Source organism: Streptomyces sp. S.PNR 29 (assembly GCF_030386795.1).
Lineage (GTDB): Bacteria > Actinomycetota > Actinomycetes > Streptomycetales > Streptomycetaceae > Streptomyces.
The window spans coordinates 926657-943087 of the sequence record NZ_JANUQM010000001.1 but is presented as its reverse complement, the minus strand read 5'-3'; the positions used below and the strand labels follow the sequence as shown (position 1 = coordinate 943087).

At 69.8% G+C, this 16431-nt stretch carries 16 protein-coding genes; 7 read left to right on the top strand and 9 right to left on the bottom strand.

The window, feature by feature from the left end:
* Positions 1 to 53: 53 nt before the first annotated feature.
* Positions 54 to 362 (bottom strand): hypothetical protein, encoded by a 309-nt coding sequence (locus NW895_RS04635; protein WP_266399602.1) that lies wholly within the window; start codon positions 360 to 362, stop codon positions 54 to 56.
* A 445-nt stretch (positions 363 to 807) separates the two neighbouring features.
* On the bottom strand, positions 808 to 2127 hold the full coding sequence (locus NW895_RS04630; RefSeq protein WP_289933866.1) for a S53 family peptidase: 1320 nt from the start codon (positions 2125 to 2127) through the stop codon (positions 808 to 810).
* Between the two features lie 232 nt (positions 2128 to 2359).
* On the opposite strand from NW895_RS04630, the gene NW895_RS04625 reads away from it, so the two are divergent.
* The 3 genes from NW895_RS04625 (at position 2360) to NW895_RS04615 (ending at position 5145) form a co-directional block, all read left to right on the top strand.
* Entirely contained in the window at positions 2360 to 3112 is a 753-nt protein-coding gene (locus NW895_RS04625; protein ID WP_289933865.1) for a trypsin-like peptidase domain-containing protein, read from the top strand.
* 95 nt (positions 3113 to 3207) lie between these two features.
* Positions 3208 to 4215, top strand: coding sequence for a bifunctional lytic transglycosylase/C40 family peptidase (locus NW895_RS04620; RefSeq protein WP_289933863.1), 1008 nt, complete (start codon positions 3208 to 3210; stop codon positions 4213 to 4215).
* 222 nt (positions 4216 to 4437) lie between these two features.
* A complete protein-coding gene (locus tag NW895_RS04615) occupies positions 4438 to 5145 on the top strand; it encodes a phosphatase PAP2 family protein (protein WP_289933860.1) in 708 nt (235 codons plus the stop codon).
* 33 nt (positions 5146 to 5178) lie between these two features.
* Here the strand turns inward: NW895_RS04615 and NW895_RS04610 are convergent, their stop codons facing one another.
* Positions 5179 to 6714, bottom strand: a complete 1536-nt coding sequence (locus tag NW895_RS04610; RefSeq protein ID WP_289933859.1) for an FAD-binding oxidoreductase — start codon at positions 6712 to 6714, stop codon at positions 5179 to 5181.
* 630 nt (positions 6715 to 7344) lie between these two features.
* On the opposite strand from NW895_RS04610, the gene NW895_RS04605 reads away from it, so the two are divergent.
* Positions 7345 to 8187, top strand: a complete 843-nt coding sequence (locus tag NW895_RS04605) for a hypothetical protein (protein ID WP_289933858.1) — start codon at positions 7345 to 7347, stop codon at positions 8185 to 8187.
* Between the two features lie 117 nt (positions 8188 to 8304).
* Positions 8305 to 8475, top strand: coding sequence for a hypothetical protein (locus tag NW895_RS04600; protein ID WP_289933959.1), 171 nt, complete (start codon positions 8305 to 8307; stop codon positions 8473 to 8475).
* 23 nt (positions 8476 to 8498) lie between these two features.
* On the opposite strand, the gene NW895_RS04595 is transcribed toward NW895_RS04600, so the two are convergent.
* Positions 8499 to 8867 (bottom strand): metal-sensitive transcriptional regulator, encoded by a 369-nt coding sequence (locus tag NW895_RS04595; protein ID WP_289933857.1) that lies wholly within the window; start codon positions 8865 to 8867, stop codon positions 8499 to 8501.
* Between the two features lie 238 nt (positions 8868 to 9105).
* On the opposite strand from NW895_RS04595, the gene NW895_RS04590 reads away from it, so the two are divergent.
* On the top strand, positions 9106 to 9726 hold the full coding sequence (locus tag NW895_RS04590) for a DUF47 family protein (RefSeq protein ID WP_289933855.1): 621 nt from the start codon (positions 9106 to 9108) through the stop codon (positions 9724 to 9726).
* 9 nt (positions 9727 to 9735) lie between these two features.
* Complete coding sequence (locus NW895_RS04585; RefSeq protein WP_289933853.1) at positions 9736 to 10734, top strand: inorganic phosphate transporter; 999 nt, start codon at positions 9736 to 9738, stop codon at positions 10732 to 10734.
* 919 nt (positions 10735 to 11653) lie between these two features.
* Here the strand turns inward: NW895_RS04585 and pstB are convergent.
* From pstB to NW895_RS04560, 5 genes are all read right to left on the bottom strand, one after another.
* Positions 11654 to 12430: a phosphate ABC transporter ATP-binding protein PstB gene (gene pstB / locus NW895_RS04580; RefSeq protein ID WP_289933851.1), complete on the bottom strand. Its 777-nt coding sequence runs from the start codon at positions 12428 to 12430 to the stop codon at positions 11654 to 11656.
* Between the two features lie 44 nt (positions 12431 to 12474).
* Positions 12475 to 13536 (bottom strand): phosphate ABC transporter permease PstA, encoded by a 1062-nt coding sequence (pstA, locus tag NW895_RS04575; RefSeq protein WP_289933850.1) that lies wholly within the window; start codon positions 13534 to 13536, stop codon positions 12475 to 12477.
* Positions 13533 to 14537: a phosphate ABC transporter permease subunit PstC gene (pstC, locus tag NW895_RS04570; protein ID WP_289933848.1), complete on the bottom strand. Its 1005-nt coding sequence runs from the start codon at positions 14535 to 14537 to the stop codon at positions 13533 to 13535. Before pstC ends, pstA begins: the two co-directional genes overlap by 4 nt.
* Before the next feature lie 125 nt (positions 14538 to 14662).
* The gene (gene pstS / locus NW895_RS04565; protein WP_289933846.1) at positions 14663 to 15790 is read right to left on the bottom strand and encodes a phosphate ABC transporter substrate-binding protein PstS; all 1128 of its coding nucleotides are present in this window, start codon (positions 15788 to 15790) and stop codon (positions 14663 to 14665) included.
* Positions 15791 to 16007: 217 nt separating this feature from the next.
* Positions 16008 to 16430, bottom strand: coding sequence for an NUDIX hydrolase (locus NW895_RS04560; RefSeq protein WP_289933842.1), 423 nt, complete (start codon positions 16428 to 16430; stop codon positions 16008 to 16010).
* Between the last annotated feature and the right edge of the window lies 1 nt (position 16431).

The following is a 16431-nucleotide window of genomic DNA, read 5'->3' as shown; positions in this document are numbered from 1 at the left end:
GGGCACGACGGGCGGGTGGGACGGAAGCGGGCCGGGCGTGCCGGTGGGGCCGCCTACACGGCCATGCCGTACACGATGGTGAAGAGCGTGCCGAGCGAGCCGATGATGAAGACGCCCGTCAGGCCCGCGATGATGAGGCCCTTGCCCTGTTCCGCGCTGAAGGTGTCCCGCAGGGCCGTCGCGCCGATGCGCTGCTTGGCGGCGCCCCAGATGGCGATGGCGAGGCAGAGGAGGATGGCGACCGCCATCACCACCTCGATCATCACCTTGGCTTCGTTGCCCAGGCTGCCGAAGGGGCCCCAGTCCGGAGCGATCCCGCCGATGATGGTGTTGATATCTCCCTTGTCGGCCGCAAAGAGCATCTAAGTCACCGCCCCTGGTTGGGTAGTTCCACACCCTCTGCGGTCGTGCAGAGGTCAGGCCTCATTGTCGCCGACAATGCCGCTGTCGTATGTCGACTTGGCGTCATTGATTGGCGGGTTTCGTACGAACACTTTGCCACCGGTCCGCGCCGGCCGCTCGCCGGGGGCGTGAGGGTGTGGACGAAGGACCGTATGGTCACTCTGTGTATCACGGCAGGTCATGCCGGGCAATGAGGCCGGAGCGGAACCTGTCGTGTGGTTCCGTCGTTGGGTCTTTTCACTACCTATGAGTGTTTTTGACGGTCAGTCGGGTGAACGGTTCGCGTCGGTGTTCCCCGGGTGAAGGCTACCGGGCGTGGCGAACGGGCCGCGGCGGGGTGCCGCGGCCCGTGGGTGAGGGGGAGATGACGCGGAGTCAGGGTGTCAACCCATCAGATTCGGCCGTTCAGCCGGTGAAGGCGCCGACTCCCTCCGGGGTGCCCAGGCCGGTCGGGCCGTCGTAGCCGGATCGGGCGGTGCAGAAGTAGCTGGTGGTGCAGGTGCCGTTGCTGCCGGAGGTCACGTCGTTCAGCGCCGAGGTGTTCGCGTAGGGGAACGCGGCCGGATAGGAGCCGCTGGACGGGGTGCCGGCGAGGGCGTACACGGCGGCGATGATGGGTGCGGAGGCGCTGGTGCCGCCGAAGGTGTACCAGCCGGCGGTGACGCCGTAGGAGTCGTAGACCGAGACGCCGGTCGCCGGGTCGGCGACGGCCGAGACGTCGGCGATCATGCGCTTGGAGCAGCCGGTGTCGGTCTGCCAGGAGGGCTTGGTGTCGTAGGCCGAGCAGCCGGAGCCGGTGCCTTCGGTGCTGCTGGTGTTCCAGACGGTCTCGGTCCAGCCGCGGGTGGTGGAGGAGGGGGACAGGGCCGTGCCGCCGACGGAGGTGACGTACCGGGAGGCGGCCGGGTACTCGGCGCCGTAGCCGGAGTCGCCGGCGCTGACGGTGATGGCGACGCCCGGGTGGTTGAAGTACGAGGAGTCGTACGAGGTGTCGGCGGAGGACTCCGAGCCGCCGTAGCTGTTGGAGACGAACGTGGCGCCGAGGGCGACGGCCCTGTTCACGGCCGTTCCGAGGTTGCCCATCGTCGCGGACTTGGCCTCGACCAGCAGGATGTGGCACTGCGGGCAGACGGCGCTGGCCATGTCGAGGTCGAGGGAGATCTCCTCGGCCCAGCCGCTGTCGGCGGGGGGCAGGGCGGTCGTGGAGCCCGTCTGGCTGACCTTCTTGAAGCAGCCGTTGGAGGTCGTGCAGGAGGGCAGGCCGTAGTACGAGCGGTACTTCGCGAGGTCGGCCTCGGCGTTCGGGTCGTCGTAGGCGTCGACGATCGCGAGGGTCTCGCCGGAGCCCCTGGAGGCGGCGGCGGAGGTCAGGCCGTAGGCGCTCTGGAGGTCGCTCGGGCCGTAGCCGGAGGGGGTGGAGGCGTCGGCGGCCTTCGGGGTGATGCCGTCGACCGCGGCCTCGTGCTTCTGGAAGGCCGTCAGGCCGCCGGTGACGCGGAGGGAGTGGCAGGCCAGCTCGCCCTTCTTCTTGGGCGTGGCGCAGGGGGTGGCCGTCCAGGTGACCTTGGAGGAGGTGGCTTTTACGGTGGTGGCTTCCGGGGTGGCGCTCGCGTGGGCCGCGGTTCCGAAGCCGGCGAGGAGGAGCGCGGCGGTGGTGGTGGCGGCCGAGGTGATGCGGCGCCATCTGCGGCGGGTGGAGGGGGAATCCGGGGGTGTCGTACGCAAGGTGAAGCCTCCTGCTGGTGGTGGACAGAGGCCTGCGGGTGGGGGTCCACCGGTGCGGTTCCCGGTGGGGGCGGCGGCCCGCGACGACCATCCCTTGTTGCGTACGTGACAACAAGATGGGTTGTGGATTCCTGACTTCCGCCTTACTGAGCCTTTGGCCCGAGGTGGCGCGGGTTTGGGGTCAGCCATGCAGCTGACGTTTTTCTCACCTTCCTGGGTCACAGTGGCCCCGATGACGCACACCCGCCGCCCCACCGCCCTGTCCGTCGCCACCGTCCTCCTCGCCTTCACCTCCGCCTCCTTCGCGGCCGCCGACGACGGCTCGGGCCCCTTGGGCGTCCCGACGACGGCGGCGGCGACCGCGCGGACCGCGCGGATCGGTGCCCTCTTCCCCGCCGACCGGAGCACGCGCCTCGCCGGTGGGCACTTCTGCACCGCGTCCGTGGTGCACGGCCCGTACCACAACCTCGTCGTCACCGCGGCGCACTGCCTGGACGAGGCCGGGGACCTGGTGTTCGTGCCCGGCTACCGCGACGGCCGGGCGCCGTACGGGGTGTGGAGGGTCGAACGGCGGTTCCTGCCCCAGGGGTGGGCCAAGGGGCAGGACGAGGACAGTGACGTGGCGTTCGCGGTCGTCGAGCCACGGAGTGGGAAGGGGGTCGAGGACGTCGTGGGCGGCAACCGGTTCACCGCCGGTACGGCGACGGGGGCCACGGCCGTCACCGTCACCGGGTATCCCGACTCCCGCGAGACGCCCGTCAGCTGCACCAACAGGCCGACCGCGCACAGCTCCACCCAGCAGCGCATCGACTGCCCGGGACTCAGCGGGGGCACCAGCGGCAGTCCGTGGGTGAACGGGGACGGGCAGGTCGTCGGGGTCCTCGGCGGACACGACCAAGGGGGCACCACCCCGGACGTCTCCTACAGCGTCGTCCTCGGCGCGGAGGCCGCGGACCTGTACCGCGAGGCGGCCGCCGATCCCTGACCTTGCTCCTGTGCTCCCCTCGTGCATGCTCCCCGCGACGGGACACCGCCTCTACACTGACGTTCGGTTACGTACTCCCGGACGGTGAGGGGCGGTTGACGGTGCGTAAGGCATGGATCGCGGTGACCGTTGCCATCGGCTCCGCGCTCGCCTTCGTGATGCTCCTCGTCGTCGGCGTCTACGTCGTCGCCGGAAACCTCGTCAACAGCGTGGGCGGAGCGGGCAAGGCGCTCGCCAAGGGCTCGGTGCCCGCCGCGTACCAGGACCTCGTGCAGAAGTGGGGCAACCTGTGCCCCGCCATCAACCCGGCGCTGCTCGCCGCCCAGCTCTACCAGGAGAGCGGGTTCAACCCCGACGCCAAGAGCCCGGCGGCGGCCCAGGGGATAGCGCAGTTCATCCCCGGCACCTGGGCCACGCACGGCATCGACGGCGACGGGGACGGCGACCGTGACGTGTGGGACCCGAAGGACGCGATCCCGTCGGCGGCGTCGTACGACTGCAAACTCGCCTCGTACGTGAAGGACGTACCCGGGAATCTGACCGAAAACATGCTCGCCTCCTACAACGCGGGGGCCTACGCGGTGATCAAGTACGGGGGCGTGCCGCCGTACAAGGAGACGCAGAACTACGTCAAGACGATCACCACGCTGGAGGAGAGCTTCGCCGCGCCCGTCGGCCGGGTCGACCCCTCCGAGCAGGCCGCAGGCGCCATCGCCTACGCGCAGAAGAAGCTCGGCACGCCCTACCTCTGGGGCGGCACCGGCACCGCTGAACAGGGCGGACGTTTCGACTGCTCGGGACTGACCCAGGCCGCGTACGCGAGCGTCGGCATCAAGCTGCCGCGTGTCGCCAACGACCAGTACAACGCGGGACCGCACCCCGCGCGGGACGAGCTGCTCCCGGGCGATCTGGTGTTCTTCTCGGACGACCTGACCAACTCCCGTGCCATCCGGCATGTCGGGATTTATGTCGGCGGCGGGTACATGATCGACGCACCCCGTACGGGCGCGGTGATCCGGTTCGACCCGATCGACACCCCCGACTACTTCGGGGCCACCCGGGTCACCGAAGATGGCGCGAAAGCACTCCCCACCACGGTGTGAACCGAACGTGAACCCACCCCCTGAGCTGCGGAGATGAGTCTCTCTTCGATAACGTCTGGGTGATCATTCGGTGGAGTGTGGAACGTATCAACGGGGACCGTGCGTTCCTGTTGGCGTAGCCGAGCGGCGCGCACAGCGGAAGCGGATCTACAAACCACGGGGGTGGCAGGAGCGGCGTACGCAAGGGTGCGCCGGGACAGACGACGAAGGGGCCGCAGCACCATGGCTGGACTCGCCGGATCCGGGTCGAACCCCGACGTCGACCTGCTCTACGACATCAATGGCCTGGCCAAGGACGCACCGCACTGGCTCGACCGGGTCATGGAGTACGTCGGTGAGTACGGTCTGCTGCTCGCCATGGTGCTGCTGGTGCTGTGGTGCTGGTGGTCCGTGCGCAAGCGGGGCGGGGAGGACGCCGCCTCGTCCGTGGCCGCGCTGGTGTGGGCGCCGCTCGCGGCGGGGATCGCGGTGCTGGTCAACGTGCCGATACGCGGGTTCGTCGAGCGGCCCCGGCCCTTCCTGGACCACGAGGGGCTGGACGTCCTGGTCTCCGGCAAGACCGACTACTCCTTCGTGAGCGACCACGCGACGATCACCATGGCGATGGGCGTCGCGCTCTTCGTCGCCAACCGGAAGTTCGGGATCGCCGGGATCCTGCTGGCGCTGCTTGAGGGTTTCTGCCGGGTCTACATGGGCGTGCACTACCCGACGGACGTCGTGGGCGGGTTCGCGCTCGGTACGGCGGTGGCGCTGCTGCTGTCGCCGCTCGCCATGGCCCTGCTGACGCCGGTGGCGAAGGCCGTCGAGCGGTCGCCGCGGGCGGGATGGCTGGTCAGGGGGCGGGGAAGAGCGTACGCGGGACAGGACGCCGTGATTCCGGGGGCGCGGAAGGAGACGGCGGGGGCTGAGGAGCGGGACCTGGCCGCGTAGGGCTCCGCCAGGACTCCGCCTGGGCACCGCCGCTCACAGGGCCTGGGGGTAGGTGAAGAACCTGCCCGGGTCGTACTGATTCTTCAGCTTGGCCAGGCGGGTCGCCGCGTCCCCGTAGTAGGCCTTGCGCCAGTCCGTCAGGGTCGGGTCCGTGTAGTTCTGGTAGGCGGCGCCCGAGGCGTGGGGGCGCATGGCCTTGTGGGCGGACGTCAGCCAGGACTGGGCCGTGGCGCCGCTCGTGCCCGCCCGCCAGGAGGCGATGTACTGGGCCAGCATGCGGGAACGGCGGTGCACGAAGGCCGTGGCCGTCGGGGAGACCCGGTTGACCGCGCCGCCCAGGGCCGTGAGCTGGACGCTGCCCGAGCCGCCGCGCACCGAGCGGATCTGGGACAGCAGGGTGCTGATGCCCGCAGCCGAGAGCGAGCGGTCGAAGAAGTCCGACCGTGCCGCGTACGTCTCACGGCCCAGCGCGCCCTGCGGGGAGCGGCCCGGGGTGGAGCCGGGCAGATGGCACTGGGCGTCCGTCGCGAAGGAGGAGCAGCCGGCGTAGACCTCCATCGACTCCTCGTACGAGCGGCGGCGCAGCGAGACGTTGCTCGCCGGGGCGCCGACGCGGTCGGCGAGGCGGTCGACGGCGTTCTGCAGTTCGCCGTAGGTGCCGAGGGAGAAGGCGGCGACGGAGACCGTAGGGGTGGTGCCGGTGTGGGCCGCCAGGTGCAGCGCCGACCAGATCTCGTCGGGCTGGGCCGGTCCCCACTCCTGCCAGGCCTTCACGACCGCGGCGGCCCTCGCCCACGGCCAGGTGAGGTACGCGGAGACGCCCTGCGGTGCGGGGTGGGTCCGGAACCGCAGCTCGGTCACGACGCCGAAGTTGCCGTTGCCGGCGCCGCGCAGGGCCCAGAAGAGGTCCTTGTTCTCACGGGCGTCGGCGGTCAGCTGCTTGCCGTCCGCCGTGATCAGGGTGGCCTGGGTGAGGCTGTCGCAGGTCAGGCCGTAGGCGCGGGAGACGACGCCGTGGCCGCCGCCGAGGGTGAGTCCGGAGACGCCGACGGTGGGGCAGGAGCCGGCGGGGATGGTCACGCCCTTCGCGGCGAGGGCGCGGTAGACGTCGATGAGCTTGGCGCCGGCTCCGACGACCGCGGTGCCGCCGCTGGTGCGTACGCGGTTGAGCTTGGAGACGTCGATGATCAGGCGGCCGGTGCCGGATGACCAGCCGGCGTAGGAGTGGCCGCCGTTGCGGATCGCCACGCGGATGTGGTGGGCGCGGGCGTACGAGAGGGCGGTGCGGATGTCGTCCGGGTGGGCGACGTAGGCGACGGCGGCGGGCTTGAGCGAGTCGAAGCGGGTGTTGTAGAGCTGCCGGGCCGCGGGCCAGGCCGCGTCGCCGGGGCGTATGAGGGGGCCGTCGAGGTCGCGGGCGAGGGCCGTCCAGTTGGCGGAGGCGGTGGCGCCGGTGGCTTGGAACGGCGTGTGGGAGGTGGACGTGGCGGTGTCGTTGCCGTTGCAGGCGGATGCCGCGGTTGCGGCCAGTGCGGCCGCTCCGCCTGCGATGAATGTACGCCGGTCCATGTGCGCCTCCCGTGTCTTCGTGGAACGAGACGGGGTGGTGGGCGTCGGGGTTCCACCATCGTGCACGGGGTTGGGGTGGGCGGCGGGGTGGTGTGCGCGGGATCACGCCGTTGGGGGGGCGGCCGGGGGTGGGTCACGTGGTCCGGCGTCGGTGACGTGCCGGCGTTGCGGTGGCCGGGGGGTGGGCCGCGCAGCCCGGCGCGACGGGGTGCCTCCCCCAAGCTCTCCGAGCAGGGGGGACCCCCAGCGCCCACCCGTGCCGCCCAGCGGCACGATTGCCCGCAGCTACGCCGGTCGGCGCTGCGCGCACCCCCCGCAGGGCGTCCACCGCCGCTCAGCCCCCGGTATGGGACTCCGCGTCCGCTCGGGCCAGGCTTCTCGCTCTTCGGGCCGGGCCGCGCCAGCCGCAGGTGCAGCGGGCCAGGCAGAAGCGGCCCTGTTCGATTGTCGACGTGCGGTGTTCCGGAAGGTCCCGGGAACGGTCTGGTCCGTCCTGCTGCGCCACGGCGACAACGTTAGCGAGGACAGGTAAAGGGTGCGTATGAGAACGCGTGACGGGGTCAGCTACCCGTCGTTAACCGGAACAACAGGGGGCCCGAAACAAACGTAGCGGCTGGGGGTAGGCAGGCGATGGCGAGGCAGCGGCGGCACAGGCGGGCGGGCGGAACGATCGTCGTGGCCGGGGTCGTGGTCTGTGTCTGTGTCGGTGGCAGCGGCTGTTCCAGCAGAGGCGCGGCCGCCGAGGACTCCCGCGCGGGGCGTCCCGTCCAGGTGCTGCACCAGGCCGCCGACCGCCTGGTGGACGCCGGGAGCTCCAAGGCCAGTACGTCGATGGAGATGGCCACCGGAGGAACGCGGGTGACCATCCGCGGCGAGGGGGTCTACGACTACCGGGACCGGCTCGGACGGCTGAAGGTGCTGCTGCCGCAGGACCCCGCGGGGACCCGCGCGCAACGGCCCATCACCGAACTCCTCGCCCCCGGTGCCCTCTTCATGAAGAACCGGGGCGCCGGCGTGCCCGCCGACAAGTGGGTCCGGGTGGACACGGCGACCCTGTCCGACGGGAACCTGGTGACCGGCGGGGCCACCGACCCGTTCGCCGCCGCCGAGGTCCTGCGCGGGACGCGGAACGCGACGTACGTGGGACGGACCGAGCTCGCGGGGACCGAGGTGCGGCACTACCGGGGAACCGCCGATCTCGCCCAGGCCGCGAAGGACGCCTCGGCCGCCAACCGGAAGCCGCTGGAGGCGGCGGCGAAAGGGTTCGCCACCGCCGAGGTGCCGTTCGACGCCTACCTCGACGACCAGGGGCGCATCCGCAAGGTCCGGCACCGGTTCAGCTTTGTCAACGGACAGCAGGCGGGCACCGTGGCGGTGGCCTCGACGACGCTCCTGTACGACTTCGGCGCCCCGGTGCACGTACGGTTGCCGGACGACGACGACATCTACGCGGGCAAGATCGCCGAGGGATGAGCGACGGGAGTGCGCACGCATGACGGGCGTCAAGAACTAGCCCGTCCGTGCCATGCGCGGTGTGTATGCCGCTCCCTACTCTAGGAAGTCGGTGACGGCAGAGATGAGGTGATGCACGTGGCTCCGGTCGGCGGTACGGCAGTTCAGGACCACGTGGCCCTCGCCGAGATCGAGCTGTGCGGAGAGCTGATCATCGCGGCCTCGGCCGCCCGTGAGCGGCTCAGCCTGGAGAGCATCGACGAGGTGCTGAAGGTGGCCGAGGAGCGAGAACGCGCCACGGGCCGGTGATGAGCTTCACCGGCCGGTGAGCGTCATGTACGCAGCAGGCGGCCGATGGCCTTCGTCGCCTCCTCCACCTTCGCGTCGATCTCGGCACCGCCCTTGCGGGCCGCGTCCGCGACGCAGTGGCGCAGATGCTCCTCCAGCAGCTGCAGGGCGAAGGACTGCAGCGCCTTGGTCGAGGCGGAGACCTGGGTCAGTATGTCGATGCAGTAGACGTCCTCGTCGACCATGCGCTGCAGACCGCGGATCTGGCCCTCGATGCGGCGCAGGCGCTTGAGGTGCTCGTCCTTCTGCTTGTGGTACCCGTGCACGCCGCGGTCGTGGTCGGTCACCACGTCCGTGCCGTCCGTCTCCACGGCGGCGGAGGGCGCCCCGGCACCGGCCTCTGTGGTCGTCATCGCGTCCTCCTGGTGAACAGTCAGCCGACATATACCCCTAGTGGGTATATCGTACCGAACTTTGTTGGGTATACGGGTCTTGGCCGATGTCTTGCGCACTGGCCGAACCTGTACGTCGGGCTGCCCCCGTGCTCATCATCTTGACTGATGGGTGACACTGGGGACGGCCCGTTAGCCGTGGCCGGATGATGTGCCTAGCATCAGCCTGACCGAAACCGAAGGACCCCGAGGACCCCACGTGCGCTTTCGTCTGACCCCCAGGGAGACGAGCTTCTACGACATGTTCGCCGCATCCGCGGACAACATCGTCACGGGCTCGAAGCTCCTCATGGAACTGCTCGGGGCGGACTCTTCCGCCCGGGCCGAGATCGCAGAGCGTATGCGGGCCGCGGAACACGCAGGTGACGACGCCACGCACGCGATCTTCCACCAGTTGAACTCCTCGTTCATCACGCCGTTCGACCGCGAGGACATCTACGCCCTCGCGTCGTCCCTCGACGACATCATGGACTTCATGGAGGAGGCCGTCGACCTGGTCGTCCTCTACAACGTCGAGGAACTGCCCAAGGGCGTCGAGCAGCAGATCGAGGTGCTGGCGCGGGCGGCGGAGCTGACGGCCGAGGCGATGCCGAACCTCCGCACGATGGACAACCTCACCGAGTACTGGATCGAGGTCAACCGGCTGGAGAACCAGGCCGACCAGATACACCGCAAGCTGCTCGCGCACCTCTTCAACGGCAAGTACGACGCCATAGAGGTCCTCAAGCTCAAGCAGATCGTGGATGTGCTGGAGGAGGCGGCGGACGCGTTCGAACACGTGGCGAACACGGTGGAGACCATCGCCGTCAAGGAGTCCTGAGGCCCGTCCATGGACACCTTCGCTCTGGTCGTGACCATTCTGGTCGCGCTCTTCTTCACGTACACCAACGGCTTCCACGATTCGGCGAACGCGATCGCGACGTCCGTGTCGACGCGGGCGCTGACGCCGCGCGCGGCGCTGGCGATGGCCGCGGTGATGAATCTCGCCGGCGCGTTCCTGGGTTCCGGGGTCGCCAAGACCGTCAGTGAGGGGCTGATCCAGACACCCGAGGGCTCGAAGGGGATGGGGATCCTCTTCGCGGCGCTCGTGGGTGCGATCACCTGGAACCTCATCACCTGGTACTTCGGCCTTCCGTCCTCCTCCTCGCACGCGCTGTTCGGCGGCATGGTGGGGGCGGCGCTGGCCGGGGGGACGACGGTGTACTGGCACGGGGTGCTGGACAAGATCGTCATTCCGATGTTCGTCTCGCCGGTGGTGGGCCTGGTGGCCGGCTACCTGGTGATGACCGTGATCCTGTGGATCTTCCGGCGGGCCAATCCGCACAAGGCCAAGCGGGGCTTCCGCATAGCGCAGACCGTGTCGGCGGCCGGGATGGCCCTCGGGCACGGTCTGCAGGACGCGCAGAAGACGATGGGCATCGTGGTGATGGCTCTGGTCATCGCCGACGTCGAGGACTACGGCGATCCGATTCCGGTGTGGGTGAAGATCGCCTGTGCGGTGATGCTGTCGCTGGGGACGTACGCCGGTGGGTGGCGGATCATGCGGACGCTGGGGCGGAAGATCATCGAGCTGGACCCGCCGCAGGGGTTCGCGGCCGAGACGACCGGGGCTTCGATCATGTTCACGACGGCGTTCCTGTTCAAGGCGCCGATCTCGACGACGCATGTCATCACCTCGGCGATCATGGGAGTCGGGGCGACGAAGCGGGTGAACGCCGTGCGCTGGGGAGTTGCGAAGAACATCATCCTCGGCTGGTTCATCACGATGCCGATGGCGGCGTTCGTGGCCGCGTGTGCGTTCGGGGTCGTGAACCTGGCGTTCCTGTAGGCACCGAGGGCTGTTTCGCCCCCGCCGCCCCTACCCTTCCCGTCCCCGGGGGCTGCGCCCCCAGACCCCCGCTCGCACCTGGCCGACGTGAGCGCCATTACATGCCGGTCACGGTAGCCACTGGGTCCGGGGCGTTCGGCCTCCCCGCCCCCTACCCTTCCCGTCCCCGGGGGCTGCGCCCCAGGCCCCCGCTCGCACCTGGCCGGCGTCAGCGCGTACCGCCACGGACCCGCACCCGCCCACGGCGTGAAGGGGACGTGTCGGGGGGTGTCCGCCCGCAGCGGCCGGCGTCCGTCGCCGTTACGTCACCGGTTCGCGGCAACCGCCGGACCGAGGACGGACACCCCCCGGCGCGGCCCCGCCCCACCCACCGGACCCAAGGCGCTACGCGCACCCCCACGAGCCGCCACCGCTACGGCGCACGCGGGCCCATCTCGCTTGGGGGTCGCCGCAGGCCTGGCGCACGTGCCCCCACCTCGTCGACGGGGGCGCCGCAGGCATGGGACACGCGCCGCCACCTGGTCCACGGGGACCACCGCAGGAAGCCCCAAGCAGCCCACCTCGCCCGCAGCGACCGCCCCAGGCACGGGACACGCGCTCCCACCTCATCCACGGGGACCACCGCAGGCATGGCACACGCGGCCCCCCCCGCCCGCAGCACCGCCGTAGGCATGCCGCACGCGGCCCCCCGCAGCGGGGACCGACACAGGCACGGCGTGTGCGCCTCCACGGATGCCCGCCCCCTCAGCCGTCCAGCCCCCACCGGCACAGCAGCCGCAAGCACCCCCCACCCCCACCCGCCCAACCGTCGGAGACAACGGCACGGGCCCGCCCCCCAGGAGTCGGGGGGGCGGGCCCTTCTGCGTCCTCGCGGTGGCACCGCCATGCAGCACCGCGAGGCGTTTGGCGGGGGCTCGGCTCAGCCGAAGCGGCCCGAGATGTAGTCCTCGGTCGCCTGGACCGACGGGTTGGAGAAGATGCGCTCCGTGTCGTCGATCTCGATCAGCTTGCCGGGCTGGCCGACCGCGGCGAGGTTGAAGAACGCCGTGCGGTCGGAGACACGCGCCGCCTGCTGCATGTTGTGCGTCACTATGACGATCGTGAAGCGTTCCTTCAGCTCACCGATCAGGTCCTCGATCGCCAGCGTGGAGATGGGGTCCAACGCCGAGCAGGGCTCGTCCATCAGGAGGACCTTCGGCTCGACGGCGATGGCGCGCGCGATGCACAGCCGCTGCTGCTGACCACCGGAGAGGCCCGAGCCGGGCTTCTGCAGGCGGTCCTTGACCTCGTTCCAGAGGTTCGCGCCCCTGAGCGACTTCTCCACGATGTCGCTCAGCTCCGACTTCTTGTAGCTGCCGTTCAGCCGCAGCCCCGCCGCCACGTTGTCGAAGATCGACATCGTGGGGAACGGGTTCGGGCGCTGGAAGACCATGCCGATCTCACGGCGGACCGACACCGGGTCGACCCCCGCGCCGTACAGGTCCTCGTCGTCCAGCATCACCTTGCCCTCGACACGCCCGCCGGCCGTCACCTCGTGCATGCGGTTCAGCGTGCGCAGGAACGTCGACTTGCCGCAGCCGGAGGGGCCGATGAACGCCGTCACCGAGCGGGGCTCGACGGTCATCGAGATGTCCTCGATCGCCTTGTGGGAGCCGTAGTAGGCGGTGAGCCCGCTTACGTCGATTCGCTTGGCCATGTCTACTTCACTTCCAGACAGTCAGATCAGTCGCTGTGGCCGCGTCAGCGACCGGTCTTCGGGGCCTTCCAGCGGGCGATGCCGCGGGCCACCAGGTTGAGGATCATCACGAAGGCGATCAGGGTGAGCGAGGCCGCCCAGGCACGGTCGTACGCCGCACCGGAACCCGCGCTGTTCGCGTACTGCTGGTAGATGTACAGCGGCAGCGAGGACTGCGCGCCCTCGAACGGGTTGGCGTTGATGAACGGGTTGCCGAAGACGAGCAGCAGCACGGGGGCGGTCTCGCCGGCGATACGGGCGATGGCCAGCATGATGCCCGTCGTGATGCCGCCGATCGAGGTCGGCAGGACCACCTTCAGGATGGTGCGCCACTTGGGGACACCCAGCGCCAGGGAGGCTTCGCGCAGCTCGTTCGGGACGAGCTTGAGCATCTCCTCCGTGGAGCGCACGACCACCGGCATCATCAGGATCGCCAGGGCGAGGGAGCCGGCGAAGCCGAAGGGCTGCAGGTCGAACATCAGCATGAGGCTGAGGATGAACAGACCCGCGACGATCGACGGGATACCGGTCATGACGTCGACGAAGAAGGTGACGGACCGGGCGAGGTTGCCGCGCCCGTACTCCACCAGGTAGATCGCGGTGAGCACGCCGATCGGCGCGGCGATCACCGTGGCGAGACCGACCTGCTCCAGGCTGCCGAGGATGGCGTGGTAGATGCCGCCGCCCGGCTCGGTGTCGGCGACGACGCCCATGGAGTGGGTGAGGAAGTAGACGTCGAGGACCTTCACGCCGCGCTGCACGGTCTCCCACACCAGCGAGGCCAGCGGCACCACGGCGAGCAGGAAGGCGACCCAGACGAGGGAGGTCGCGATACGGTCCTTGGCCTGGCGCTTGCCCTCGACGCTCGCGGCGATGACGTACGTACCGAAGACGTAGAGGAGCCCGGCGATCAGGCCCCACTGGACGCGGCTGTCCAGGCCGGCGGCGACGCCGATGCCGATCGCGACGGCGACGGACCCGGCCGCGATGGCCCACGGCGACCACTTGGGCAGACGGGCGCCGCGCAGGGTGCTGGGGCCCTTCGGGGTGACGGTTGCGGTGCTCATGCGTTGGCCCCCGAGTACTCCTTGCGGCGGGCGATGATCGCGCGGGCCGCGCCGTTGACCAGCAGGGTGATGACGAACAGGACCAGGCCGGAGGCGATCAGCGCGTCACGGCCGAACTCGGTGGCCTCGCTGAACTTGCTCGCGATGTTCTGGGCGAAGGTGCCGCCGCCCGGGTCGAGCAGGCTGGCCTGGATGTCGAAGGTCGGGGAGAGCACGGTGGCGACGGCCATCGTCTCGCCGAGCGCGCGGCCGAGACCGAGCATCGAGGCGGAGATCACGCCGGAGCGGCCGAAGGGCAGCACCGCCATGCGGATCACTTCCCAGCGGGTGGCGCCGAGGGCGAGGGCCGCCTCCTCGTGCATCTGCGGGACCTGGCGGAACACCTCACGGCTCACGTTGGTGATGATCGGCAGGATCATGATCGCGAGCAGGACGCCGACGGTCAGCATGGAGCGGGGTGCGCCGCCCTGCCAGGAGAAGATGCCGGTCCAGCCGAAGTAGTCGTTCAGCCAGCCGAACAGGCCGTTCATCTCCGGTACGAGGACCAGGGCGCCCCACAGGCCGTAGACGATGGACGGCACGGCGGCGAGCAGGTCGATGACGTACGCGATGGGGCCCCTGAGCCTGCGCGGGGCGTAGTGCGTGAGGAACAGCGCGATCGCGACGGCGATCGGGACCGCGATGACCATGGCGATGATCGAGGAGACCACCGTGCCGAAGGCGAGTACGGCGATGCCGAACTTCGGCGGGACCTGCCCGGTGCTCCACTCGAAGGTGGTCAGGAAGTTGCCGTCGTCCTTGCTGATGGCGAGGGAGGCTCGGTAGGTGAGGAAGACCGCGATCGCGGCCATGATCACCAGCAGCAGAATGCCGGACCCGCGGGAGAGCCCGAGGAAGATGCGGTCTCCGGGCCGGGTGGCGCCGCGGGCCGCGCGCTTGTGCTCGGTCGGTGACGGCTGCGGGGCGGGGGGAGGTGCGTCGGTTATCTGTTTCGTATCCATCGGGTTCTCCGGTCTGCGGAACCGCACTCGCTGTGCGGCTCTGGAGCCGTACGCGGTACGGCTCCTGGCGGCGGTGCACCGGACGGTGCGGCCCGGTCCCTGGAGGGGATCGGGCCGCACTCGGGTCAGCTCAGGCCCTCGATGGTGGTGCGGACCTTGGCGATGATCTCGTCGGGGATGGGGGCGTAGTCGTTCTCCGTGAGGATCTTCTGGCCGTCCTCGCTGGCGATGTAGCGCAGGAAGGCCTTGGTGGCGGGCAGGGAGTCCGCCTTGTTGCCCTTGTCGCAGACGATCTCGTAGGTGACCAGGACCATCGGGTAGGCGCCCTCGGCCTTGGTCCCGTAGTTCAGCTCCAGCGCGAGGTCCTTGCCGGTGCCGACGACCTTGGCCTCGGAGATGGCCTTGGTGGCGTTGTCGATGGTGGCCTTGACCGGCGAAGCGGCGCCCGTGTCGAGGTCGACGGTCTTGATGCCGTCCTTGGCGTAGGACAGCTCGAAGTAGCCGATCGCGCCGGAGGTTTGCTTCACCTGCTGGGCGACGCCGGAGGAGCCGGACGCGGACTGGCCGCCCTTGGCCTGCCAGGCCTTGCCGCCCTCGTACGGGAAGTCCTTCTTCGCCGTGGCGATCAGGTACTTGGTGAAGTTGTCCGTGGTGCCGGACTCGTCGGAGCGGTGGAACGCCTGGATCTTCAGGTCGGGGAGCTTGGCGTCCGGGTTCAGCTTCTGGATCGCCGGGTCGTTCCACTTGGTGATCTTGCTGTCGAAGATCTTGGCGAGGGTGGAGGCGTCCAGGACGAGGTTGTCCACACCCGGGACGTTGTAACCGACGGCGATCGGGCCGCCGACCATCGGCAGGTCGATGCCCTGGCCGCCCTTGCAGACCGACTTGGAGGCGGTGACCTCTTCGGGCTTCAGCGCGGAGTCCGAACCGGCGAAGGCGACCTGGCCCTGCGTGAAGGCGGTGACGCCGGCGCCGGAGCCGCCGCCCTTGTAGTTGATCTGGACGCCGGAGCAGGCGGCGGTGAACTGCTTGACCCAGGCGTCGATCGCGTTCTTCTGCGCGGAGGAGCCGTCGGCGAGCAGCTGGCCCTTGGCGTCGTCGCACTTGATGTTGCCGGCCGCCTGGGTGCCCGAGGAGGCGTTCCCGCTGCCGCCGCCGGTGTCGTCGGAGCCGCACGCCGTGAGGGCCAGGGCGCCGGAGACGGCGAGAGCACCGAGAGCGAGGGCCCGCCGGTTCATGCGCTGAAGCTTCACTTGAGTTCCTTCCAGGAGCCGCCGTCCTGATCGGCGGCGTGCGAAGTCTGGGTTATGCGGACGCGTACGCACGGTTCGCCCCGCATCTCGTAAGGCCGAAATTAGGCAGATCAGGTGAAGGCGCCGATTGGCCTAAATGAACGAGGGGTGAACCCCTGTGGACGGTGCGGTGAGGTAACGGAACGCTTACGTCGAGGACACGGAGTGATTCCGACGACTATGTCAGGTGGAGGGTGGCCCGTAGGGCGTCGATGAGGGCCGCGTCCCTCTCGTGGGTGAGGCGGTCACGGGCGACCTCGGGATCAAGCCACAGGACGCGGTCCACTTCGGCCGTTGGCGTGAACGCGCAGGAGACGGCCTCGGCCGCCCAGTAACGGACCCGTTTGGGGCGGCCGCTCGCCATGTAGTGCTGGGTGGGCAGTTCGGCGCCCGGCACGGCGGTGCAGCCGGTTTCCTCGGCCACCTCGCGCAGGGCGCCTGCCCGCGGATCCTCGCCGCGCTTCACCTTGCCCTTCGGCCAGGACCAGTCGTCGTACTTCGGCCGGTGGACGAGGCAGACCTCCGGCTCGCCGGTCACGGGCGAGCGGCGCCACAGGACGCAGCCGGCCGCCTGGACCGTGGTGTCCTTCGGGGAGTTCACC

Coding starts and splice junctions, on each gene's coding strand:
- NW895_RS04635 (WP_266399602.1), bottom strand. CDS start 362: ATGCTCTTTGCGGCCGACAAGGGAGATATCAACACCATCATCGGCGGG.
- NW895_RS04625 (WP_289933865.1), top strand. CDS start 2,360: ATGACGCACACCCGCCGCCCCACCGCCCTGTCCGTCGCCACCGTCCTC.
- NW895_RS04615 (WP_289933860.1), top strand. CDS start 4,438: ATGGCTGGACTCGCCGGATCCGGGTCGAACCCCGACGTCGACCTGCTC.
- NW895_RS04610 (WP_289933859.1), bottom strand. CDS start 6,714: ATGGACCGGCGTACATTCATCGCAGGCGGAGCGGCCGCACTGGCCGCA.
- NW895_RS04605 (WP_289933858.1), top strand. CDS start 7,345: ATGGCGAGGCAGCGGCGGCACAGGCGGGCGGGCGGAACGATCGTCGTG.
- NW895_RS04595 (WP_289933857.1), bottom strand. CDS start 8,867: ATGACGACCACAGAGGCCGGTGCCGGGGCGCCCTCCGCCGCCGTGGAG.
- NW895_RS04585 (WP_289933853.1), top strand. CDS start 9,736: ATGGACACCTTCGCTCTGGTCGTGACCATTCTGGTCGCGCTCTTCTTC.
- pstB (WP_289933851.1), bottom strand. CDS start 12,430: ATGGCCAAGCGAATCGACGTAAGCGGGCTCACCGCCTACTACGGCTCC.
- pstA (WP_289933850.1), bottom strand. CDS start 13,536: ATGAGCACCGCAACCGTCACCCCGAAGGGCCCCAGCACCCTGCGCGGC.
- pstC (WP_289933848.1), bottom strand. CDS start 14,537: ATGGATACGAAACAGATAACCGACGCACCTCCCCCCGCCCCGCAGCCG.